The sequence below is a fragment of the bacterium genome (assembly GCA_030247525.1).
GTDB lineage: Bacteria > Electryoneota > JAOADG01 > JAOADG01 > JAOADG01 > JAOTSC01.
In genome coordinates this window covers 1-20,989 of record JAOTSC010000031.1, presented here as the reverse complement: position 1 = coordinate 20,989, position 20,989 = coordinate 1, and the positions used below count along the sequence as shown (strand labels likewise).

The 20,989-nt window shown below is 48.7% G+C and carries 21 protein-coding genes; 9 read left to right on the top strand and 12 right to left on the bottom strand.

All coding sequences use genetic code 11. The features are described 5' to 3' along the window. Positions 1 to 61: 61 nt before the first annotated feature. From OEM52_04760 to OEM52_04710, 11 genes are all read right to left on the bottom strand, one after another. Positions 62 to 2,713, bottom strand: coding sequence for a S8 family serine peptidase (locus OEM52_04760; GenBank protein ID MDK9699448.1), 2,652 nt, complete (start codon positions 2,711 to 2,713; stop codon positions 62 to 64). Further along, entirely contained in the window at positions 2,710 to 3,528 is an 819-nt protein-coding gene (locus OEM52_04755) for a sulfite exporter TauE/SafE family protein (protein MDK9699447.1), read from the bottom strand. The genes OEM52_04760 and OEM52_04755 overlap by 4 nt, the downstream gene beginning before the upstream one ends. Next, the gene (locus OEM52_04750) at positions 3,528 to 5,177 is read right to left on the bottom strand and encodes a S41 family peptidase (protein MDK9699446.1); all 1,650 of its coding nucleotides are present in this window, start codon (positions 5,175 to 5,177) and stop codon (positions 3,528 to 3,530) included. Before OEM52_04750 ends, OEM52_04755 begins: the two co-directional genes overlap by 1 nt. Before the next feature lie 60 nt (positions 5,178 to 5,237). Beyond that, positions 5,238 to 5,879, bottom strand: coding sequence for a dTMP kinase (tmk, locus tag OEM52_04745; protein MDK9699445.1), 642 nt, complete (start codon positions 5,877 to 5,879; stop codon positions 5,238 to 5,240). A 4-nt stretch (positions 5,880 to 5,883) separates the two neighbouring features. Further along, positions 5,884 to 6,894, bottom strand: a complete 1,011-nt coding sequence (locus OEM52_04740) for an aspartate-semialdehyde dehydrogenase (GenBank protein ID MDK9699444.1) — start codon at positions 6,892 to 6,894, stop codon at positions 5,884 to 5,886. A gap of 31 nt (positions 6,895 to 6,925) precedes the next feature. Next, on the bottom strand, positions 6,926 to 8,182 hold the full coding sequence (locus tag OEM52_04735) for a NupC/NupG family nucleoside CNT transporter (protein MDK9699443.1): 1,257 nt from the start codon (positions 8,180 to 8,182) through the stop codon (positions 6,926 to 6,928). A 136-nt stretch (positions 8,183 to 8,318) separates the two neighbouring features. Further along, positions 8,319 to 8,996: a hypothetical protein gene (locus tag OEM52_04730; protein ID MDK9699442.1), complete on the bottom strand. Its 678-nt coding sequence runs from the start codon at positions 8,994 to 8,996 to the stop codon at positions 8,319 to 8,321. A gap of 10 nt (positions 8,997 to 9,006) precedes the next feature. After that, entirely contained in the window at positions 9,007 to 9,867 is an 861-nt protein-coding gene (locus tag OEM52_04725; GenBank protein ID MDK9699441.1) for a hypothetical protein, read from the bottom strand. Beyond that, positions 9,864 to 10,553, bottom strand: a complete 690-nt coding sequence (locus tag OEM52_04720) for a hypothetical protein (protein ID MDK9699440.1) — start codon at positions 10,551 to 10,553, stop codon at positions 9,864 to 9,866. The genes OEM52_04725 and OEM52_04720 overlap by 4 nt, the downstream gene beginning before the upstream one ends. Positions 10,554 to 10,628: 75 nt before the next feature. Next, positions 10,629 to 11,870 carry a fibronectin type III domain-containing protein gene (locus OEM52_04715; GenBank protein MDK9699439.1) on the bottom strand — a complete coding sequence of 414 codons (1,242 nt, stop codon included), beginning with the start codon at positions 11,868 to 11,870 and terminating at the stop codon, positions 10,629 to 10,631. Between the two features lie 405 nt (positions 11,871 to 12,275). Further along, a complete protein-coding gene (locus tag OEM52_04710) occupies positions 12,276 to 12,935 on the bottom strand; it encodes an MtnX-like HAD-IB family phosphatase (GenBank protein MDK9699438.1) in 660 nt (219 codons plus the stop codon). A 286-nt stretch (positions 12,936 to 13,221) separates the two neighbouring features. Between OEM52_04710 and motA the strand changes: the two genes are divergently transcribed. The 6 genes from motA (at position 13,222) to OEM52_04680 (ending at position 18,313) form a co-directional block, all read left to right on the top strand. Further along, entirely contained in the window at positions 13,222 to 14,076 is an 855-nt protein-coding gene (gene motA / locus OEM52_04705; protein ID MDK9699437.1) for a flagellar motor stator protein MotA, read from the top strand. Between the two features lie 2 nt (positions 14,077 to 14,078). After that, the gene (locus tag OEM52_04700) at positions 14,079 to 14,885 is read left to right on the top strand and encodes an OmpA family protein (protein MDK9699436.1); all 807 of its coding nucleotides are present in this window, start codon (positions 14,079 to 14,081) and stop codon (positions 14,883 to 14,885) included. 67 nt (positions 14,886 to 14,952) lie between these two features. Further along, positions 14,953 to 15,978 (top strand): low-specificity L-threonine aldolase, encoded by a 1,026-nt coding sequence (gene ltaE, locus OEM52_04695; protein ID MDK9699435.1) that lies wholly within the window; start codon positions 14,953 to 14,955, stop codon positions 15,976 to 15,978. Between the two features lie 27 nt (positions 15,979 to 16,005). Then, positions 16,006 to 16,545: a hypothetical protein gene (locus OEM52_04690; GenBank protein ID MDK9699434.1), complete on the top strand. Its 540-nt coding sequence runs from the start codon at positions 16,006 to 16,008 to the stop codon at positions 16,543 to 16,545. Positions 16,546 to 16,696: 151 nt separating this feature from the next. Beyond that, positions 16,697 to 17,050: a VOC family protein gene (locus OEM52_04685; GenBank protein ID MDK9699433.1), complete on the top strand. Its 354-nt coding sequence runs from the start codon at positions 16,697 to 16,699 to the stop codon at positions 17,048 to 17,050. Positions 17,051 to 17,296: 246 nt separating this feature from the next. Beyond that, positions 17,297 to 18,313, top strand: a complete 1,017-nt coding sequence (locus OEM52_04680) for a CHRD domain-containing protein (GenBank protein MDK9699432.1) — start codon at positions 17,297 to 17,299, stop codon at positions 18,311 to 18,313. Between the two features lie 52 nt (positions 18,314 to 18,365). Here the strand turns inward: OEM52_04680 and OEM52_04675 are convergent, their stop codons facing one another. After that, on the bottom strand, positions 18,366 to 19,061 hold the full coding sequence (locus OEM52_04675; GenBank protein ID MDK9699431.1) for a TylF/MycF family methyltransferase: 696 nt from the start codon (positions 19,059 to 19,061) through the stop codon (positions 18,366 to 18,368). Between the two features lie 148 nt (positions 19,062 to 19,209). Here OEM52_04675 and OEM52_04670 point away from each other — a divergent pair, with 148 nt between their 5' ends. The 3 genes from OEM52_04670 to OEM52_04660 all read left to right on the top strand — a co-directional run. Beyond that, the gene (locus tag OEM52_04670) at positions 19,210 to 19,767 is read left to right on the top strand and encodes a LemA family protein (GenBank protein ID MDK9699430.1); all 558 of its coding nucleotides are present in this window, start codon (positions 19,210 to 19,212) and stop codon (positions 19,765 to 19,767) included. Between the two features lie 41 nt (positions 19,768 to 19,808). After that, positions 19,809 to 20,732: a zinc metalloprotease HtpX gene (gene htpX / locus OEM52_04665; protein MDK9699429.1), complete on the top strand. Its 924-nt coding sequence runs from the start codon at positions 19,809 to 19,811 to the stop codon at positions 20,730 to 20,732. Positions 20,733 to 20,752: 20 nt separating this feature from the next. Then, positions 20,753 to 20,989: RDD family protein (locus OEM52_04660; GenBank protein ID MDK9699428.1), on the top strand; the 237-nt coding region annotated here is incomplete at its 3' end.

The window sequence follows — 20,989 nt, the reverse complement described above, 5'->3', positions numbered from 1 at the left end:
CTGTAGGTAAACGAGAAAGGCGGGAATCGATTCCCGCCTTTCTTTTAATAGGGATAGAAACTTACTGAAGATAGACGATCTTCTTTACCGGTAGTGCTTGATTGGGAACCGATGTACGCAAGAAGTAAGCGCCATAGGGTAGACCGGTTAAACTCGTAGTGGTAATCGACTGCGATAACGTATTACTCCAAACGGTTCTACCTAAAACATCGAATAGGGTCGCGGTTCCGCTCGTTGCACCTTCCGGCAATACAATCTGCATCCGGTTTCCCGATACCGTTGCACGATACCGCAACGCCACTCGCGGCGCAGTGTTTGTTTCATCAACGCCCCGCCAAGCGCGGGTCAACTCGGCTGCTTGTTGCATTTCAAATGTTTTAAACAGGCGAAAACCAAACTCGCTGGATGCGCCACTGGCAAGGTTGAACGGATTTGTTGCGAAGAGCATTACATAATCATTCGGTTCGGTATGCGCTTGTTCGGCGCCACTCCAAGTAATCAATTCGTATTTGCGAGCATCGTTCCAATTCTCGGCACCACTATACAGGGTTTGTGAAGTTGGAGTCCGAATCACACCCAACGTTCCACGATTTACTTGCACGTTGTACCATTCGGAAGTCGCTGCACTGCCAATCGTAAGTAATTGTTGCGAAGCATCGATGTCGGTCGTGTTTTCGCTGGAATTTCCGATGTCGAAATCAATCATCCATGCTGCAATCAGATTCGATAGCTGTGAATTTCCGGCATTCCGGATTGTTGCTATGATATCTACCGCGGGTACCCCTGCTGTTCCACTCACCATTACAGCTCGCCAGTCGACAACAACATTCATGGTGGAATGTCCGGGTGTCGGTGATGCCGTTGCAGAAATCGCAGTGGGCGGATTGCCGGTTAGCTGAATGTTACGTGAAAAAGGAATTTCCCAATCCATTGCACTATTATCGTTTCCCCACACATTATCCAACACGACAGCACTGGGCGCACCTAACATAAAGGAACCGTGATAAATCGTTCCTTGTGAATAGGGTGGCGCTTGTAACGACACACCAACCGGAACATCCGAATAGGGATCGAACAAACCCAAAGCACCGATGGTAGAAAATGTTAGTCGCATGCTATTGTCTTGGATGGTCGCTTCGGGCGGTGCGATACGCTTATAACTCGCACCAAACCATTGGGAACGGTCGCTCGAGCGAATCGTCCACCCGGCAGAAACGGTATGCCCCCGGGCAAAGGACATCGGTAATTGGAAAGTTAACGAACCGCTCCAGTTTTGTCGCGAGCCATCGGGTTGCATTGTCGTTTGATTAGAAAGCCAATTGCCACCAGAGATTTCGCCACTTTGGAGAGTCAGTGTTGCAGGATAAGGATTGGTAAACTGCAATGGAACCGAGAAAGTCATGATTCCATTCAGGGTTTCACTGCCACTCCAATTCGATCCCGCTTCGGAGAGATTGCGTGCAATCTCATTGATCGCACGGTATGCGTTTACCCGCACTGCGGTATGAGAGGAGACATCAACCATCGGATCACCGGTCGCGGTCATAACCGCTCGGATTTGTTGCGTTGTTATCGAAGGCCGGTAGGATTTAAGTAACGCACCGACGCCCGCCGCTACCGGAGATGCCATCGAAGTTCCATCCAACAAAGAAAACCCGTTGTTTGGCATCGTCGAACCGACTTGCACGCCCGGCGCCCAAATCGCAACGCTGGCATGGGAATTACTAAAGGAAGCCGGAGTATCGTTCCGGTTCGACGCTCCAACCGAGATGACTCCCGCTAATCCAGAAGGGTACTGAATGTTATCCGTACCATCATTGCCGGCAGAAGCGAAAATTGTTACTCCACCTTCCAAAGCATATTCGACAGCTGCCGCTTCGATTGCCGAGACACCACTTCCTCCCCACGACAAATTGACGATATCGGCTCCCATTCTTCGCGCGAAGTAGATAGCACGATACCCATAGAAAACACTGAGTCCGATCCCTGCTCGCAATGGTAACAACTTCACATTCGGCGCTACACCGACCCCAAATCGTCCATTGGCAGCCGAGGCAACGATCCCTGCGACATGGGTACCGTGAAATTCTGACATTGTATCAGGTGATGGGTTGGCATCGTTTCGAGCGAAATCCCAGCCATTGACATCATCGATCAAACCGTTTAAATCGTCGTCGACTCCGGTTGTTCCGTTCACTTCAGCAAGATTGCGATATAGTTGTCCCGATAAATCGGGGTGGGAAATATCAGTTCCGACATCAATCACGGCCACCACGACATTTGCGCTTCCGCGGGTAAACCGCCAAGCTGGCTCTGCCATGATGCGATCAAGTTGCCATTGCATCGAACGAAACGGATCGGAGGCATCGTCAATTGACACATTTCCATTCACAGCAAAAGGCGCAATTCCATTGGGAGTCAGATGAATCGTCCGTTCCGGTAGAATGTCATACTGCTTGATTAAGGAGCGGTCGCTTAGCACTGCATCGGTGACACAGGATTCATCCAACAGATACCATCGAGAGAGTCGAGGGTCGGTTTCATCGGCAGCGAAGGCGGGAACCGCGTCTACCGGTGTGGCTCGTTTAGAAGCGGCAGTCAACATGGATAGGGTTACGTTCGATGCTAACTCAACTGCAATGGTTCGGGCAATCGAAAGTGAGGATAAAAATAGGATTGCAACGACCGTGATCGAAAACGATTTACATCTCATTGCCACTCCTTCCAGATCCGTGAAAAGATCCAGAGTGCCATCAGGATTTGTATGGCGGCAAAGGTTACCCGGAACCATTGCTTTGCATATTTTTTATTGAGGACTGCACCGATTTGCGAACCGGGAACGGTACCAATCGCGACCAGTAATGCGACTTTCGGCCAAACATAACCAATCGCGTCAGGTGGCAGTCCTTCCACCCCAACACCTCCCCAGAGATAACTGGCCGTAGCGGATGCGGCAGTAAATATTAACACCGCACTACTAGTACCTGCAAGGTTTTTTGTCGGAACATGAAATAAAGAGGATAACAAGGGTATCATGATTACCCCGCCCCCCAATCCGGTGAACAACGAGATAACTCCTACCAGCATCCCGCATAGAAACATAAGCCACGGGTTTAAAAGCCTGGTTTGCGGCGCATCTGGGTGATTCCGGGTAAAAAACCACCGCACCCCCAATGCGAAAATCATCACAGCGAAAAAGAGCTGCAGGGTATTGCCGTGAACATGCTTCAGGATGGAGCCGAAGAGCTGGGTCGCTGCGATGCTTCCTAACACGAAGTAAGGCACGAGTTTCCAGAGGATTAATTGTTGAAAATGCTGTCGCACCGTAGCGGATACAGCAGTCACCACGGTGACCAACAGCATAGTTCCATAGGTGAGGTGGGTTCGCACTTCCTCGGGAATTTTCCAAGCCCGAAACAGTTCTAATGTGATTGGAATTAGGACAACATTCCCCCCGATTCCAATAAAACCGGCAATGATGCCGACGAAAAAACCCGCTGCAATCAGCAGCGGGATATCGAAACTCATTACTTCTCCAATGTTCCTGCGAGCAGTGAATGCATACGTTGTGGTTCATGTAAAATCGAAACTGCTTGAGAAACCGCTTCGTCGTTTTCCATCATGGCACGGTAACGACCGCGATTACCGTCGTACCAAGCCGACAACTCAATGGTCAGTAAGCGTTGTAACTCGGTTTGATCATTCGACCAAACACTTTCGCGTTCACTCATGATCGTTTGATTTACCCCTTCGACGAAGGGATTCACATCGGTGGCACGAGCACTTTTTTGCAGCCATGCTTTGACCGCAATCCATTCAGCATCGATGTCCAATGGGGCATTAAATCCGCGTTTCGTTAGAAATGCCCGAAACTGCGATAGGGTTTGCTGGTCGGCGGTTATTCGTTTGCCGGATTGTTGTTGGATCGAATCGGAACAAGCTTCATTGACAAAAGCAAATAGTAGCCCTTGCCGTTGCAACTCAGTAAGTAGCGCTGATGATTTCTTTGCGCCAACAGCGATGTCGGGAGTTATACCACCGCGGGAAGGCATGACCCTACCGTTTTTCGATTTGTACTCTTTACCGGCGACGGTCAGGCTATCGCCACCGTGAAAGTAATCGACTTTCTGAATCAATCGACCGGATGGGATATAGTACTTTGCAGTGGTTAGTTTCAAACTCGCGTCACCCGGCAACCGGCGAACCGACTGTACAAGACCTTTACCAAAAGTTGCCGTTCCTAATACGACGGCACGGTCTTGATCCTGTAACGCTCCGGCGACAATTTCCGATGCGCTGGCGGAACCCTCATCGACTAATACTGTCATCGCACCACTAAACCGATTGAGACCTAATGCGCGGTATTGTTGGACTTCGGTTGTGTCACGTCCCCGGGTTTCGACAATTAAATCTTTCGGGTTTAGAAACTGTTGGGTAACCTCGACGGCAGCATTCAGTAAACCACCAGGGTTTTGTCGGAGATCGAGGATGAGCGATTTCATCCCAATCCCTTTTAAGCTATCGATTGCATGTGCTACATCGCGGGCGGCATTCTTTCCGAAGCGCAATAACTTGACATAACCGACTGTATCGCTTACCATGCTCGCGAATCCGACTTCGTGGATTTGGATGGCAGCTCGCACTAAATCAAATCGTAACACTTCGTTTGAAGCCGGTCTCCGAATCGTAACTACAACCGGCGTATTTGGTTCGCCGCGTAAAAACGAGGAAGCCTTCGCGGTATTCCACCCAGCCGCTTTATTCGTATCGACTTGGACGATGACATCGCCTACCCGAATACCGCTACGTGCAGCCGGATGACCATCGAACACCGACATTACGGTCAATTCGCGTTCAGCGCCGCGTACACCAAGCTCAACGCCAATCCCACCGTACTTGCCAGTCTGCATAATCTCAAATTCATCAGCGTCGGAACGTTCCATAAATACGGTATAGGGATCAAGTTTAGAAAGCATCCCGTTGATGCTTGCCCGTAACAAATCCTCATGATCGATCTCATCGACATATTCCGAGAGCAGCTCCCGGTAGACTTCACCGTAACGGGTTATTCCCTGCCGTGCCGCAGAATACCGATCCAACGGTGGAGTAGGAGTAGGAGCGGCAAATACCGCTGTTGCGAATATTAACGCAACCGTTAACAAAACAAGTTTCTTCATTCGGGTACCATGTAATTTCGTCTACTTAGAAATACGAAGGTTCTGTAAGATTCCCTAAAATCAATGAGAGGTGGACTTGGATTGCCACCATTGCGACTTCGTAATCTCCTGCCAAATCGTGTCGGCAATCTCCTTTTGACTACTCTCGCCATCGATGTGACGAACATACTCCTGTCGATAATCGGCAAATGCTGCAGCAATTCGCTGGAAGAAGGTCGAACCGGCAGACTCCATCCGGTCAGCGGTGGGATTATTGCGCATCCGCCGGGTGTATCCGATTTCCGGTGCGATATCGAGGATGAAGCAGAGGTCTGGCAATAGTTGTTGGGTAGCAAAATCGAGCGTTGCGTTTACTGCCGCGATGGGTAAACCGCGGCCGACACCTTGATAAATCTCGGTGGAAATCCGGTAACGGTCGGCAATCACGACTCTTCCTTGTGCTAATGCCGGAAGGATTTGTTCGGTGACCAATTGCGCTCGGGCAGAGCAGAAGAGCAGCATTTCGGTGATAGGATGCATCCCGGTTGATTTATGGGAAAGCAGGATTTCACGCACCTGTTCGCCGATATCGGTGCCGCCCGGTTCACGAACCAAAAGCGGCTCTATCGAAAGGTTTCGCAAGTGGTCGCGTAACAACTCGATTTGAGTCGTTTTCCCGGAACCGTCGATACCCTCGAAGACAATGAATAATCCGTTGGACATTTCGTTACACTGCTTTGATTTTATTGTATGCCAGTAGTTGCTCGAAAATTCGGTAAGCATTGGTGGCAGCGCCGACCCGTAGATTGTCGCCAACGACCCACAGGGCGACTCGATGCGGATCTTCGGGATCGACTCGTACCCGTCCGACAAACACATCGTCGGAACCGACACATTCTATTTGCGTTGGAAGTCGCTCGCCAATTACTTCATCGCGTATGATGAGTCCCTCTTCCGAACGCAACATAGTCAAAATCCGGGTTCGGGTTACCGCTTCCCGAAACCGTATAAACACCGCCTCACCGTGACCGACTTCAACCGGAACCCGCGCACAGGTTGCGTAAACGGGTAGGTTCGGGATACCGAGAATTTTGCGAGTTTCGTAACGGAGTTTCGTCTCTTCGGTAGTGTTGCCCTCGGAGTCCATGGTTGCTATCCACGGAACGATATTCGCCTCGATTCTTGCTTGGAACATTTCCACGTGTTCGCTACCAGATCGTTGGGCATGGAGTTCGGCGATTCCGCCGCGACCTGCGCCCGACACTGATTGATAGGAAGCTACCGTTATCTCTTCGATACCAAGTTGACGCAATGGTTGCAAAGCCCGTACCATTTGAATCGTCGAACAATTGGGGTTGGGATACCAGTTCGTGTTTACACCGAGCAGCGCTTCCGGGTTTACTTCGGGCACTACCAACGGCAGTGCGAGATCGAGTCGGTATGCCGAAGAGTTATCGATTACCGGAACTCCAAACGACTCCCATTTTTCGCGATGGGCTTTCGTAACCGGATTCGAGCAAAAACCGAAAACGACGTCGCATTCCCCTTGAAATTCCGATTCGGCTTGTACGGTTAACATCGTATCGCGAAAAGGAACTTGCATTCCAGCCGAGTGCTCCGAAGCAAACAAACGAATGTTCTTCGCTGAGATTTCCTGTTCGGAGAGAATCTGCAACATTGACTGTCCCACCAATCCGGTGGCACCAACGATTGCGATACGAACATCATTCCGATTCATGCAAAACAACTCGATTCCGCGAAACAAAACCTTACAGAAACATGGAGGCGACACAAGCAGTCATCCAACTCGCTAATGCGCCGCACACCATTGCTTTTAATCCAATCGCAGCTAAATCGGAGCGCCGTTCCGGCACTAAAGCGCTTATTCCGCCGATTTGGATGGCGACACTGCTGAAATTGGCAAAGCCGCACATCGCATAGGTTGTGATTGCGATAGTTCGCTCGGATAATATACCGGCAGCTTTCATTTCGGCTAACTTGGCATACGCTATAAACTCGTTGGCGGAAATCTGAGTTCCAATGAGATATCCCACTTGTCCAGCATCATGCCATGGTACCCCAATCAGCCATGCGAACGGCGCAAAAACCAATCCGAACAAATCTTTTAAAGAGGAGGGAAACCGAGTGAAATCAGTGTAATACCAAACTTGTCCGGAAAGCCACCCTAACGCCCAATTGATACCTTCAAGTAATGCGAGAAAGGCAATCAACATCGCGGCAATGTTTAGTGCGAGCTTCATCCCGTCGGTCGCGCCGGAGGAGGCGGCATCCAACACATTCGTGTAGATTTTTTCGCGTGGTACTTTTACTTTCCCATAGGTGACTGGTGTCTCCTTTTCCGGGAAGGCGATTTTCGCAAACACCAAAGCCGCAGGAGCCGACATCACCGATGCAGCGATTAAATGCTTCGCAGGAATCCCCATCGAGATGTAACCCGCCATCACACCGCCGGCAATCGTTGCAAATCCGCCGGTCATAATTGCGGCAAGTTCGGAACGAGTCGCTAATAACAAGTATGGTCGAATGATTAGCGGCGCTTCGGTCTGTCCTAAAAAGATATTGGATGCGCATGAGAGCGATTCGGCGCCCGACGTTTTCATAGTTTTTGCCATCACCCGTGCGACAACTTCGACCACTGGTTGCATGATTTGAGCATGGTACAGTACTGCCATAAATGATGAGAAAAATATCACGGTCGGCAACACTAACAACGCAAATTGAAAACCGAAGGTATTGAAGAACTCCGGTTTTACGATGTTTCCAAAGAGAAATTCGGAACCGTATTTCGACAATGAGAGAAACTTCGTTACTAAATCGCCGAACCATGCAATCGCTTTCACGCCGGGGGGAAAAATCAAGACGAATCCCGCGAAAGCAACCTGTAATCCGATGCCCCACAATGCAGTTCGCATCGGAAAGCGTTTACGATCTTCCGACAACAACGCCCATATCAGTAGGACGATAATCGGAACGGCAAACATGGAACGGATAGAATCAAAACCCATAATGTCACTCGAGCGTAGTTATGCCGGTTAGCGAGTAAAGCGGGCGAATCCACTTTCCGATGAATTCGCCCGGCAGGAGATAATCAATTCACCTTGTGAATTTTGTCGATTCACGCAACTCCATCATTGCAGAACTTTAAACAATCGATTGGAACCAAGTTTTTAAAAATTCAAAGCGACCGATCAACAAGGAAATACGCGCCATAACCGTATAACCGAAGGCAGCGCCGAAGGTAATCATAAGGATCCAAATACCGCCGCGGGAAATCCCGGCGATTGCTCCCTTGTGCTCGATTGAGAAGAAGAAGTAGATCAATGCCGCAATAACACCGAATACCAATACAAAGTTCGAGAACGAATCGACCACCATAAACGAGCCGTTCGCCATCACGATTAAAGGAACCGACGTTGCGTGGACTTGCGCCAGGAAGTCGGATTGCAAATACCGGGTTAAGTTGGTGCCGGCCGAAAATCCGATGATTAGTGCCATTGGCCAACGGCTAATCCAACCGATCCCGCCAAACAACCGCGTCAACATCATCAGTCCGAGGATAATCGGAATAATGAAATAGTAGTTGGGTTCGGTAGCGGCAGCTTGAGGATTCACCGATGCAATTAAGCTTGGCCAAACTTTACCAATACCATTGGGAATCAGCGTCGACCAAAATCCGGTAACCATCCAATATGCCGCGCTAACGCCAACAAAGAGGTGTTCGGCGAATTTGTAAAAAGGGTTGTCGCGATAGAGAAAGCTAAAGATCATCAGGGTGAGAGCAGCGCCGACCCACAATGCGACTTGATCCATGAGTGTCATTTCCGTCACGTTACTTCCCCCGTTTCCGAGTCGTGAAATACGCGATATTCCCTAAGACAACGAGCACAATGATTGCGATGTGGGCAACGGTTTGCGGCGCCATTTTCCGCAATGCCGTCCGCATCGGCGCGTATTCGGGATACTTCTCAATTACCATCGATTCAAATTCGGCAGCGCCTTGCAAGCCAGCCATTAAACCAAACATTTGCCGCGGATAGTAGGGATACAATTCAGTCGCCTGTACCGCAGTTACGCCGCCTGACGTGGGGATTTTACCACGGTCACCCACAAACTGCACCCACTCTTTCAAACCGGGTTGTCCAGAAGAGATGGAAAAAATCATGTTAAAACTGCGCAACGACTCGATTTGCTGCATCATCGGAAACGACTCGATGTCTTTTCCGGTACGATCAGTGGTGTACATTCGCTTGAAGTTGGTAAAGAGTAAATTCATCAAACCGGTGTTACCTGCTTTGTAACCAAGATCGATGTAATCGTCGCCATACACTGCTTTCGGGAAACTCGGAATAACGACCCGTTCCATCGTAACGGTGGCTTGTCGTTCCCCGGTCGCCCAGACCGCCATCATGTATACTTTGCACCCGCGCTTTAGTAGATGATATGCCAACGCATCCGCCATCGGCTGGTTTTCAGGTACGGTTGAGGGGCCGTAATCATACGAAAGTAGAACTCGTGAACCGGCTGGTAGTTGTTCGATGCGATGAAAAATATCTTCGACCATCGGCGAAGGAACTGCCGCGAAATCGACGCCAAGTATCATCGGAACCGATACCGTAATCGCAATCGTTAGAAAAATCCAACGACGGTCGATCCGACTGATTTTTTCCCAGAAGGAGGTTTGGTTACTCATTTGTCGTTACCTCCCAGCCAACTCCGTTCAATTCCCAGTATCATTTTCAGTGAGGTCGAGATGATTCCCAAAGCGATACCAATCATAACTGCACGCTGTCCCGCCATATTCGGCACGGAAAGAATCCAACCACTAAGATTCGGGATATGGAAAAATTCGAGAGATTTCGGGAGCCAACTGGTCATCATCACCCCAATCGGCGTCCGTCCGATTAGGATAATGAATGCTGCGATTAAGAGAATTGTGGCTTCCCGGGTTTTTGCCCGGAACGCGCGGAACGCCGCCGATGCGACAAAGAATGCGAGCAGTGAGAAGATGGTCGCTTGCAGGGGTACAAAAACGGCGTCGTACATCCACTTAAATGCAGTGCCGCTTGCGAGGTAATTTGCCGACCAATCGTTAGCGCCGATTTTGAATAACCCTAAAAACAGCATCAACATGAAACCGAGTACAGTTACCAGCGAAAACATCCAGTCGCGTTCTTGCCGAGCAACTTTCTTCAGGTGAACCCGCAAGAGATTTCCACCACCCAATAGAAAGCTGAATACAGCTATCAAATCGAACCAGATGGAAAATTCTTCTTCCAATCCCGGAAACGGCGGGGCGGGAACGAAGAGCGCTAAGATCAGCATCGCTCCGCTGATGAATGTGATAAAGAGCGGCACCATCTTTTTCATGCTGGGCATTACAAATCCCGCCACAACAGTACCGATCAGAATTATTAACAACAAGCTCAATAGCATCGACTACTCCGTCTCAGCTCAAAAACTCGCGGCAGTGAGCCGCCAGAGAAATTGATACACTTTTTCCATTGCACCGCCGCCAGTAACTGCTGCTACCGTTCCCGCCAGGGAAGTAAACAGGATGAGCAGCATCGCTACCGCTTTTCCGACATCCTGCCCTTTCAGCGAGCCGATGGCGCGTTGATCGCCGCTCAAATAAGCGCTGGCGGCAAACAGCTCCTCACCAATCAATGTGTAATCGCAAGCGGCAACAAAGAAGGGCAATTGCGTCGGCATCGCGGTTCCTGCGATTTGAATCGCGCCGATACCATTTCCGGTTTCGGCAAGAATCAGCGATTCCGCGAAGAAGGCACCCATATAGATACAAGCAGCCGGCTTGTCGCGCACCATGATACCATCGATAGCGGCAACGAAACCAAATTGCTCATCGGTGATGTAGTGTACGATATCGTCAGAATAGAGGTCGGGCCTTCCCGATGCCAAGTATGCTTCGTGAACGGTTTCGCGGCCGGTTGACATGGTAATCGAGCGGGAAACCGGGACATCGAGCCGGGCTTCGTACTTCGCCGTCATCCGGGCAACCGAGGCAAGAATCGTTAAGCCGGCGATGGTCTGCACATTATCCATGTCTTGCGTACCGGGAACGAAAAGTACCGGCTTCCCCATTTCAGTAGAACGTCCAACCGCTTCTTCGATAGCAGCGACCCCGGCGATTTTACGAATCGTCATCTCTTTTCCGCGCCCGGCATAGAAGATGTACCCGAGGATTGCACCAAGGAGAATTAGAGTAATGATTGCAAGATTGATTTTTGTAAAATCGAAGAATGTAATGTGAGCAGAAGCGGGTTGTGATTGTTCCGCGGAGACCGCAGTTTCGCGACCGGTCGAATCACGGTAGATCGCTTGAACTCGGTAACTGTAGGGGAGTTTGTTCGTGACACCGGTGTCGATGTACTCCCGAACGAGTGATTGTACTTTGACAATCGATTGATTCGAGCCGTCTTGCTCATACCGGAAAATCTCGAACCCAACCGGAGGATACTCTAACTCGTTGGGAAACTGCCAGGATACTCGTATAGCACTACCGCCATCGTTCGGCACATCGGAAGCCGCAACTTCAAGTGGCGCTGGCATTGGCGGCGGAGTTGGCGGTACGATTGGCGGGGTACTTTCGGTTTGTGCAAAACAAAGCAGTGGAGTGAGAAATAGGAATAGCAATAGCATACTAACAGATGTAAGTAGGAATCGGGGCGTTTTCATCCGGGACATTGCCTCCAAAAAGACGCTACAGAATAGTAAGAAAAGGGTTGGTAGTCAAGGGGAAAGTGGGTTTTCCGTATCGAAAACCCCTCAAAAGGTTCCGGTTACAGTTGATACAGTCCACCCTCGATTTAAATTCTTCATAATTCGATCGTAAAACGAATAATGAACAATCGAGTTAGAACTCCGAACAGTTGAAAACGATTCGATAAGTGCACAGCTTGCTACGACACACGACTTTACACTGTTCAACAACTGCGGTCGCACCACAGACCGGGCAAAACACTTTATCCGCACTTTTTGCTGGCGGTTCGGTTGGGGTGAACATCGGTTGTTCAATCGATTGAAAAGAAAAGCGAATGGAAGCACGGGGCTTCGGTTCATGAAATTGCAATCGCAAAGTCATCAGAACTCCAAGCGTTGTTTTTCATTTTGTAAAATCTCGTCGAACGATACAAAATGCCGGGTTGGGATTTCGTCGCGTGCTAACATCCGGGAAAGTGCTCCATCCTTTAACGAATAGATGTGATCGCACTTCGATGCCACGCAATAGTCGGTAATCCCGTCGCCGATGTATACCGTTTTCTTTGCAGTTTCACGCGCCCAATCCAAGGAAACACATTTACAGCAACTATAGCGGCAATCCTGCAATCGTTGTGGTGGTGACTCAACTTGCCAGCCTCCGGAAGTAGTATACCCCGGGAAACGATTCGCGTAGACAGCAACCTCGAGGTGCCATTGCTGTAAATACGCTTGAATCAACTCTTCATACCCGCCCGAGACAATTCGAACTGGAAAATTGTTGTCGGCACACCATGAAAAGAACTCTAATACACCATCACGCAATCGGATCGAATGAGTAATCTCTTCGATGGCATCGGGAAAGGGAATCCGCAACGTATCCATTTGCCAAACGAGCGACTCGCGCTCAGTTGCCTCACCTCGTTCAACCCGATGGTCAAACTCACGCCAACGGGGGTCACCATACTTGTCAAGCAAGAAACAAAGGGTATCGACTGTGGTTATGGTTCCGTCAAAATCAAGGAGATATACTACCGGAGTCATAACGTTTTTCATGCCAGAAAGTATCGCTTCGTACTCCCTCACACAAATTTCACCGGATAAAAATTTCCTTCCGAGAGTTTCAACTCGTTGAGAAAACAGGGCAAAGTCGTTATCTTCTTCACGATGCAGTTGTGCTTCGAGAGTCCTGCCACCCTTCGAGAGGAGTTTTGACGAATTTTCTTGAAGCCGCTTCAAGTATTTTTCGTGTACAATACGAATTTGTCACATTGCGCGGAAATTTTACGATTTCCTTCCGTACATTCCGGTAACTAGTTACGGATTAACCATGCTTGCAATCGTCGGTATTCTTTTGGTCATCATGTTCGTCTTTGGCGGATTTGCGATCTCCGGCGGACATTTGGCGTTGATTTTTGAGCCGTGGTATGAATACGTCATCATCGGCGGCGCGGCATTAGGTGGATTAGTCGTAAAGAGCAATCCGCGAACGATGAAACTTGTCATCGCAAAAGTCGTAGGTACTTTTAAGGGAGGATTACCTGACACAAAGACCTATCTTGAGGCGTTGAAGTTAATCCACGACCTCGGACAAATCGCTCGACGCGACGGGTTGATCGCATTAGAAGCTCACATTCAAGAACCGAAAAACTCCCCGATTTTCTCGAAGTATCCTCTTCTTTTGAAACGCCATGAGTTGATTCAATTCATGACCGACAATTTGAAACTGGTTGTCGTCGGCGGTATCACCCATTACGATCTCGAAATCCTTATGGAAACTGATATTGAAACGCTGCACGAAGAACACTCCACTCCACAGCAAATCCTTTCCAATACCGCCGACGCACTACCGGCATTGGGTATTGTTGCCGCAGTGTTAGGAATTATAAAAACGATGGCGTCGATAGCGGAAGGACCGGTCGTGGTCGGCAAAAAAGTTGCTGCCGCCTTAGTGGGAACTTTCCTCGGAGTACTTCTTTCCTATGGTTTTCTCGGACCGATTGCGATGAATGTCGAGTTAGCAAATTTAGAAGAGACTCGAATTTTGCATGTTTTGAAACACGGGATCATGGGAATCGCACGCGGTATGAATCCCAAGATGGCAGCCGAATATGCCCGCCGGGCAATTTACGATGGACAACGCCCCAGTTTTGAAGAATTAGAGTCGCAACTCGGTAAAGGGTAAACGTGGAAGCTTCACCGGAATCCGAACAACAACCACCGCCGCGACCAAAGAAACATGGCGGGCATGGTGGGCATGGCGGCGCTTGGAAAGTCGCTTATGCAGACTTTGTCACTGCGATGTTAGCGTTGTTTATCGTGTTGTGGATTCTTTCGCAGGATGAAGCGACCAAAGAGGCAATTCAAGGTTATTTTCGCGATCCCATAGGATTCTCGGAAGCGATGGGCGCAGCAAAGCTATCGGTTGTTCCCGGTCAGTCACCGCCAACGGCGGCTCAGGTAATGGATCATCTGGAAAAGTCGCTTAATGTAGAGGTGAACCGACTGCAGGAGATGGTTACGCAAAACGCCGAGTTAGCGGGCATCGCAGACCAAATCGATATCCAAATCACCGACGAAGGCATCCGAATCGAGTTACGCGATAATACGAAGTTCAATTTCTTTGAAGTTGGTTCCGCGAATATCACCCGACAACTGCGTATCTTTATTGAACTACTCACCCCGGAAATCCAAAAGTTGGGGTATCCGATTGCATTAGAAGGACACACCGACAGTCGACCGTATGGTGGTAACACATATACGAATTGGGAACTATCCGCTGACCGGGCAAATAGCCTTCGACGAACGATGATACAAAACGGTTTGGCACCAAATCTGATACGCGAAGTAAAAGCCTTTTCCGATACCCGGTTGCACAATACCGCCGACCCGATTGCGCCGGAAAATCGCCGAGTAAGCATTTTACTAAAAACACCGATGCAAGAGTTGCAAAACCGCATCAAGATGGAATCGCCGGTCGGAATTAAGAAGTAGAAATCTTACATGTTCATCCAATCTCCGGGCGCGAGGATTCGCGCCCGCTTCATAAGCGAGAATTGCCATGATTGTTGATTTACGTTCCGATACCGTTACTCGTCCCACCCCCAAAATGCTCGAGGCGATGATCCATGCCGAGGTTGGCGACGATGTGTTTGGTGACGATCCTACTGTTCTCAAATTACAGGAACGGGTCGCAGCAATCCTTGGCAAAGAAGATGCACTTTTTGTTCCCACTGGTACAATGGCGAATCAGATTGCAATTAACGTATCAACTCAACCGGGAGATGAAGTCTACTGCGACGAAGGGTGCCACATTTTAAATTATGAAAGCGGCGCCCCGGCATTACTCTCTGGTGTTCAATTGATGCCCGTTGCCGGTGAACGGGGAGTGTTCCGTGTCGATCAGGTTGCTGAGAAAGTACGTCCGGAAAATAATCATTTCGCTCCTCCTCGTTTAATCGAAGTCGAGAATACCCATAATCGATCAGGGGGTACTGTTTGGCCGGTAGAACGAGTAAAAGAGCTACGCGATTTCTGCAATTCAAATAAACTGAAACTTCATCTCGATGGTGCCCGTCTTTGGAATGCTGCGGTTGCAAAACAATGCGACGTGCAAGCATGGTCACAGTATGCCGATACGGTTTCCGTCTGCTTTTCAAAGGGATTGGGGTGCCCGGTGGGGTCGGCAATTGCCGGTGATAGTGCTACCATTCAAAAGGCGAAGCGAGCGCGTAAGCGGTTTGGCGGCGGTATGCGGCAATCGGGATATCTCGCTGCGTGTGCGCTTTATGCTCTGGACAACCATCGGGAGCGAATGGTCGATGACCACCGGCGGGCAAAACAACTTGCCATAGTTCTTAATGACTGTGGTTATGAAATCGATCCCGCATTGGTTGAAACGAACATTCTCATTTTTTCGGTAAGAGAGGGAAGAACCGGTACCGAACTCGTAGAGTTTGCCAAGTCGCAAAATGTATTGCTGACTGCTTTCGGAGTGCGAAAGTTGCGTGCGGTAACCCATCTCGATATCGATGATAAAAAAATCGATGCTGCAATTCAAACATTTCGTGACTTCGCAAGACAGTAGTCATAATTAACGACTTCGGAATATACGATGGAATCATACATTTCTTGGGTTACTGAATATCCGTTACTCTCTGCCGCGATTCAATTCAGTTTACTCGGGACGTTAGGAGAAGTGCTCTCTGGTGTCATCCGTTCGCGGAAACTCCAGCTGTCGTTTTCGCCAATAATGCTGTTGGGTAAAATGCTGGTTTGGGCAGTCTTGGGAATCGTGATAAAGTACGGTTTTACCGGAATGCGCGGTTTTGTGAATGGTCTATTGGAACACCAGATGCTTCCAGCTATTGTAAGTAGCGGTATTGGATTTGCCTTCGTTTTATCCACCTTGACGAATGTTTTTTTCGGACCCCAGATGATGTTCTTCCATCGCTTGGAAGACAATCTACTGGAACGGAGAATTAACTTCGGTGGTATCGATAGAGCATTATGGACATTGCTTTGGTTTTGGATTCCAGCGCATACCATCACATTTGCCCTCCCGAAAGAGTATCAAATTGGATTAGCTTCCGTTTGGTCGGTTGCGTTGGGTATCATATTAGGTTTATCCGCACCAAAATCTCAAAAAGTTTAACGTCGATGAAAAGCATACTACTATAACTTATTGTGCATCAATAAGTTAAATTAAGGTGTCTATATTAGTTGCAGTTTCGATGTTGTTTTCGGAAATTACACCGACAGATCGTTTCGGTCAGTATGTGAAAACAATGTAGAAAGGGATAACTATGCACGGCTTAGTACATTTTGAAGTCAATGTAAACAAACCGGAAGAAGCCAAGTCGTTCCTCGAGGGAATGTTTGGTTGGACCCTCCAACCGGCGATGGAGGGGTATTGGATGTGTTCGTTAGGAGACGATCAACCAGGTTTTGGATTAGGTGGATGTGAATCGATGGGAGGCAATGAAAGCGTTTGCGGCTACATCGAAGTAGACGACATCAACGCCGCAACAAAGAAAGCCGAGTCACTTGGTGCGACAATTATCCAACCAGTGATGGAATTGCCTGAAGGTCATGGAAACATTTCAGTCATCATGCTTCCCGGGAGCAATCAAGGTCTCGGTCTGTGGTCAAAAGGTTAGTTACATATTTCGCGAAAATCGAAGCCGGACGTAAAGTCCGGCTTTTTCTCTGTAAAAAATAGTGTTTCCCCGCCTTGCCTCTTGACAAATTCGTTTTGTTAGCTTACACTCTCTCTAATTGGACTAATTATATCCAAATAGTCCTAAAATAATCTCCAGCAACCATTTCGTTTCACTTCTTTTCGTGCGTGTCAAATGAAGTGCGACAGTTTCTGGAACACCTTACACGATAAACAGGAGATTCATATGAAAACAGGTAAAATGATTGGTGCGATGCTACTGGCAGTTTCGTTGGGTATCGGATCGCAAGCGACTGCTGCCATTTGGAGTATGAGCGCTACGCTGAACGGAGCGCAAGAAGTACCCGTAAATCCAAGCTTAGGAACAGGCATCGGCAGTTTCATCATCGACGATGTTGCGAATACAGTACAATACAACATCGCTTTCGGGGGTTTAACCGGCACCGAAACAGCGGCACACTTTCACGGGTATTCCGCGATTGGCGTTAACTCCGGGGTTCGTTCCGCATTGCCAGTGGGGAGCCCGAAAATTGGTGTTTGGAATGCTAACGCTACCGATATCGCAAATATTCTCGCGGGTATGGTTTATGTTAACATTCACTCAAATACAAGTCCCGGTGGCGAAATTCGCGGTCAAGTGATTAATCCGACACCGTTACCAGTCGAGTTGAGCAGTTTCAACGCAGTGTCGTCTGCTAATGGAATCTTGTTAACATGGCGAACCGAAACTGAGACTGGAAATGACCGATTCCTGCTCGAACGGAAAACCGAGGGTGAAGAGTATACCACGATCACTTCTGTGAACACCCTTTCATCGAATGGGAACAGCACGACTCCATTATCTTATCGCTTTGTCGATACCCGTGTAGTAGTTGGCGTTACATACTCGTATCGATTAGTTCAGATAGATGTTGACGGCGAAGTCAATGTTCTCCGTACCGTATCGGCTACGATGCAAGGTAGCACCACAGCAATCGTTGAGGAGTTCGGACTACTCAATACCTATCCTAACCCATTCAACCCGACAACCACTATTCGCGTGCAACTGAAAACCGCTGGCGACGCGAATGTTGCAGTCTACAATATGAATGGTCAATTAGTGCAAACGTTGCATCAAGGCAACTTGAGTGCAGGAGAGCACTCATTCCAGTTCAATGCAGTGGGTATGGCAAGCGGAAACTATCTGGTGAAGCTAACATCGGGAAATGTTAGTAATTCAAAGATGATTTCACTGGTTCGGTAAGCAATTCGCCAGTAAGAATCGAAAAGGGTGCGCTGACAACGCACCCTTTCATTTATCGCTTGAAGAGGAATGCTTGTCCTGTAGAGAGATACATCGGGGTTTCCGGTTTATCTTGGAAGAAGGCATCGACTGCCTCTTTTGCTCCGGGACAGGTGATGAAACCATAATCATCGAACACCATTACTCCATTGGGAGCCAGCCGAGGGTAGAAGAACTCACAACAATCCCACACCGATTGAAAAATATCGACGTCGATGTGTACAAAACAGAATTTGGTTTCGGCCACCGGACTTGATGTTGCGGGAAAGAATCCGGGGTAAAACTTCACATCTGAGTATGCATTGAGAAATGCTTTCACCTGCTCGAGGGTCGTATCGTTAAAATCACCTTTACGATGCTTATCCTTGTCGGGGTGGACATCTGGCATCCCCTCAAAGGTATCGAACAAGTGGATTTTCTTACCGGTCGTTCTTAACGAATGCGCTAACAACCAAGCAGTACCACCGCGATATACACCGATCTCCGCCACATCACCCGTAACATTTTTGACCGTTTGAGCAAACTGCTTCAACATGAACACGCGCTTACGATCGACGACAGTATTTGATGCGATGTGATCATACTCCGCACAAAGTTCATCGTCATATTGATAGGGATCGATAATCGGTGGTTGGATGAACGGCAGTTTATGCGGTTTGATACCCAAACCGATCAGTGCGCGTTTCACATTTGAGAATAATGTTGGCATAGTTTTCTCGCTTATCTAATGAAAAGTAAGTAAGGAATTGCAAACTATCAACTTTCACTTACAGCCAAATTCTTTTCTCAATTGACAAAACGCTGGTTCTGTTCAAAATTTGGTGTTACTTTTCATAACCCACATAAACGAGGTCCAAATGGTCCCACTTATTATCGTCATCGCGGTAATTATTGTAGTTTTCTGGATTGTCGGAATTTACAATTCGCTGGTCCGGCAACGAAAGCAGGTCGATAACGGTTGGTCGCAAATCGATGTCCAACTGAAGCGCCGGCACGATTTGATTCCTAATTTGGTCGAAACTGTCAAAGGTTATGCGAAACACGAGCGGGAATTGCTGGAAAACGTAACTGCCGCTCGTGCCCACGCGATTGATACCCGTAGTGCTGGCGGTATCGAGCAGCTCAATGCGGAAACGGCGTTAACAGGCGCTCTTCGCAGTTTGATGGTGGCGGTCGAAGCGTATCCCGACTTGAAAGCGAATCAGAACTACCTCGCTCTGCAAGAAGAGCTAACAAGCACCGAAAACAAGATTGGGTTCGCTCGTCAACACTTTAACGACGTTGCAACCAATTACAATACCGCGATCGAAGTTTTCCCGAACAATTTTTTGGCCGGAATGTTCAATTTCCAAGCGCGGGAGCTTTGGCAAATTACCGATGCCGTTGAGCGGGAAACTCCGGTTGTGAAATTTTAGTCGCTTGATTTGTCAAACTGCTTGACAACATCGGATGAGTTGTGCCAGCTCGCGATACGTTTCACTCATTGATTCTTAAGAACAAGCGTAACTCGCTACTGTTAATGACAGCGGCGGTTGCGCTTTTGCTCATACTTGGGGTAGCAATCGGTGAAGTGTGGTTTGGCGAACCCATTGGCGGATTGTTACTTGCTGGTTTCGCGGCACTAGTGGTGGTGATCTTCAGTTGGTTCGGCGGTGGCGATTTGGTTCTGTTGGTCTCGCAAGCCAAACCAATCGAGAAACGCGAACACCCACAGCTCTTTAATGTTGTAGAAGAACTGTCGATTGCTGCTGGTATTCCGATGCCCCGGATTTACATTATCGAGGATACCGCACCCAATGCATTTGCGACGGGGAGAGATCCAACCGATGCGACGGTTGCAATCACCCGTGGATTACTGGAGAAACTCGACCGCGATGAATTGCAAGGTGTGATGGCACATGAGCTCTCCCATATCCGTAACTACGATATCCGGTTCGCGATGCTCATGACGGTACTGGTGGGAATGATTGTTTTACTCGCCGACTTCTTTCTTCGGGGTACTTTTTGGGGTGTGGGACGCAGAAGAAGTAGTAATGACCATGGTCATTGGATCGTCGTCTTGCTTGCGATGTTGTTAGCGATTCTCGCACCACTACTCGCCTCGCTCATTCAAATGGCAATGAGTCGGCAGCGGGAGTATTTAGCAGACGCCTCAGCTATCGAGTTGACCCGTTACCCTGATGGATTAGCAAGTGCCCTGCGAAAAATCTCCGATGACGAAGAACCATTAGAGGCTGCAAACCGCGCTACACAGCATCTCTACATCGTTAATCCGTTAGAGAAATTCAAACAGGGGGCTGACTCTTTAATGAGCACACATCCTCCATTAGAGGAACGGATTAACCGACTCAGGCAACTAACTGGTCAAAACCACCGGTAACCTAACCGAGGGGAGGAACGATGTTTGCAGGATTCTGGAAGAGGTTGTTAGCCGCGGTTATCGACGCGATCTTACTTTCGATTGTCTATAGCGTCATTAGCGCGATTTTTGGGATGGGAACAATCTTTCCTCTTCTCGGTCTAATCGGCGGCGATGATGCAATGTTAGCTGGTGCGGTCGCTTCCATTTTTGTGATTGTTCTGGCCTTGTCGTTTTTCTCGCTCGTCGTTAGTTGGTTGTATTTTGCGATCATGGAG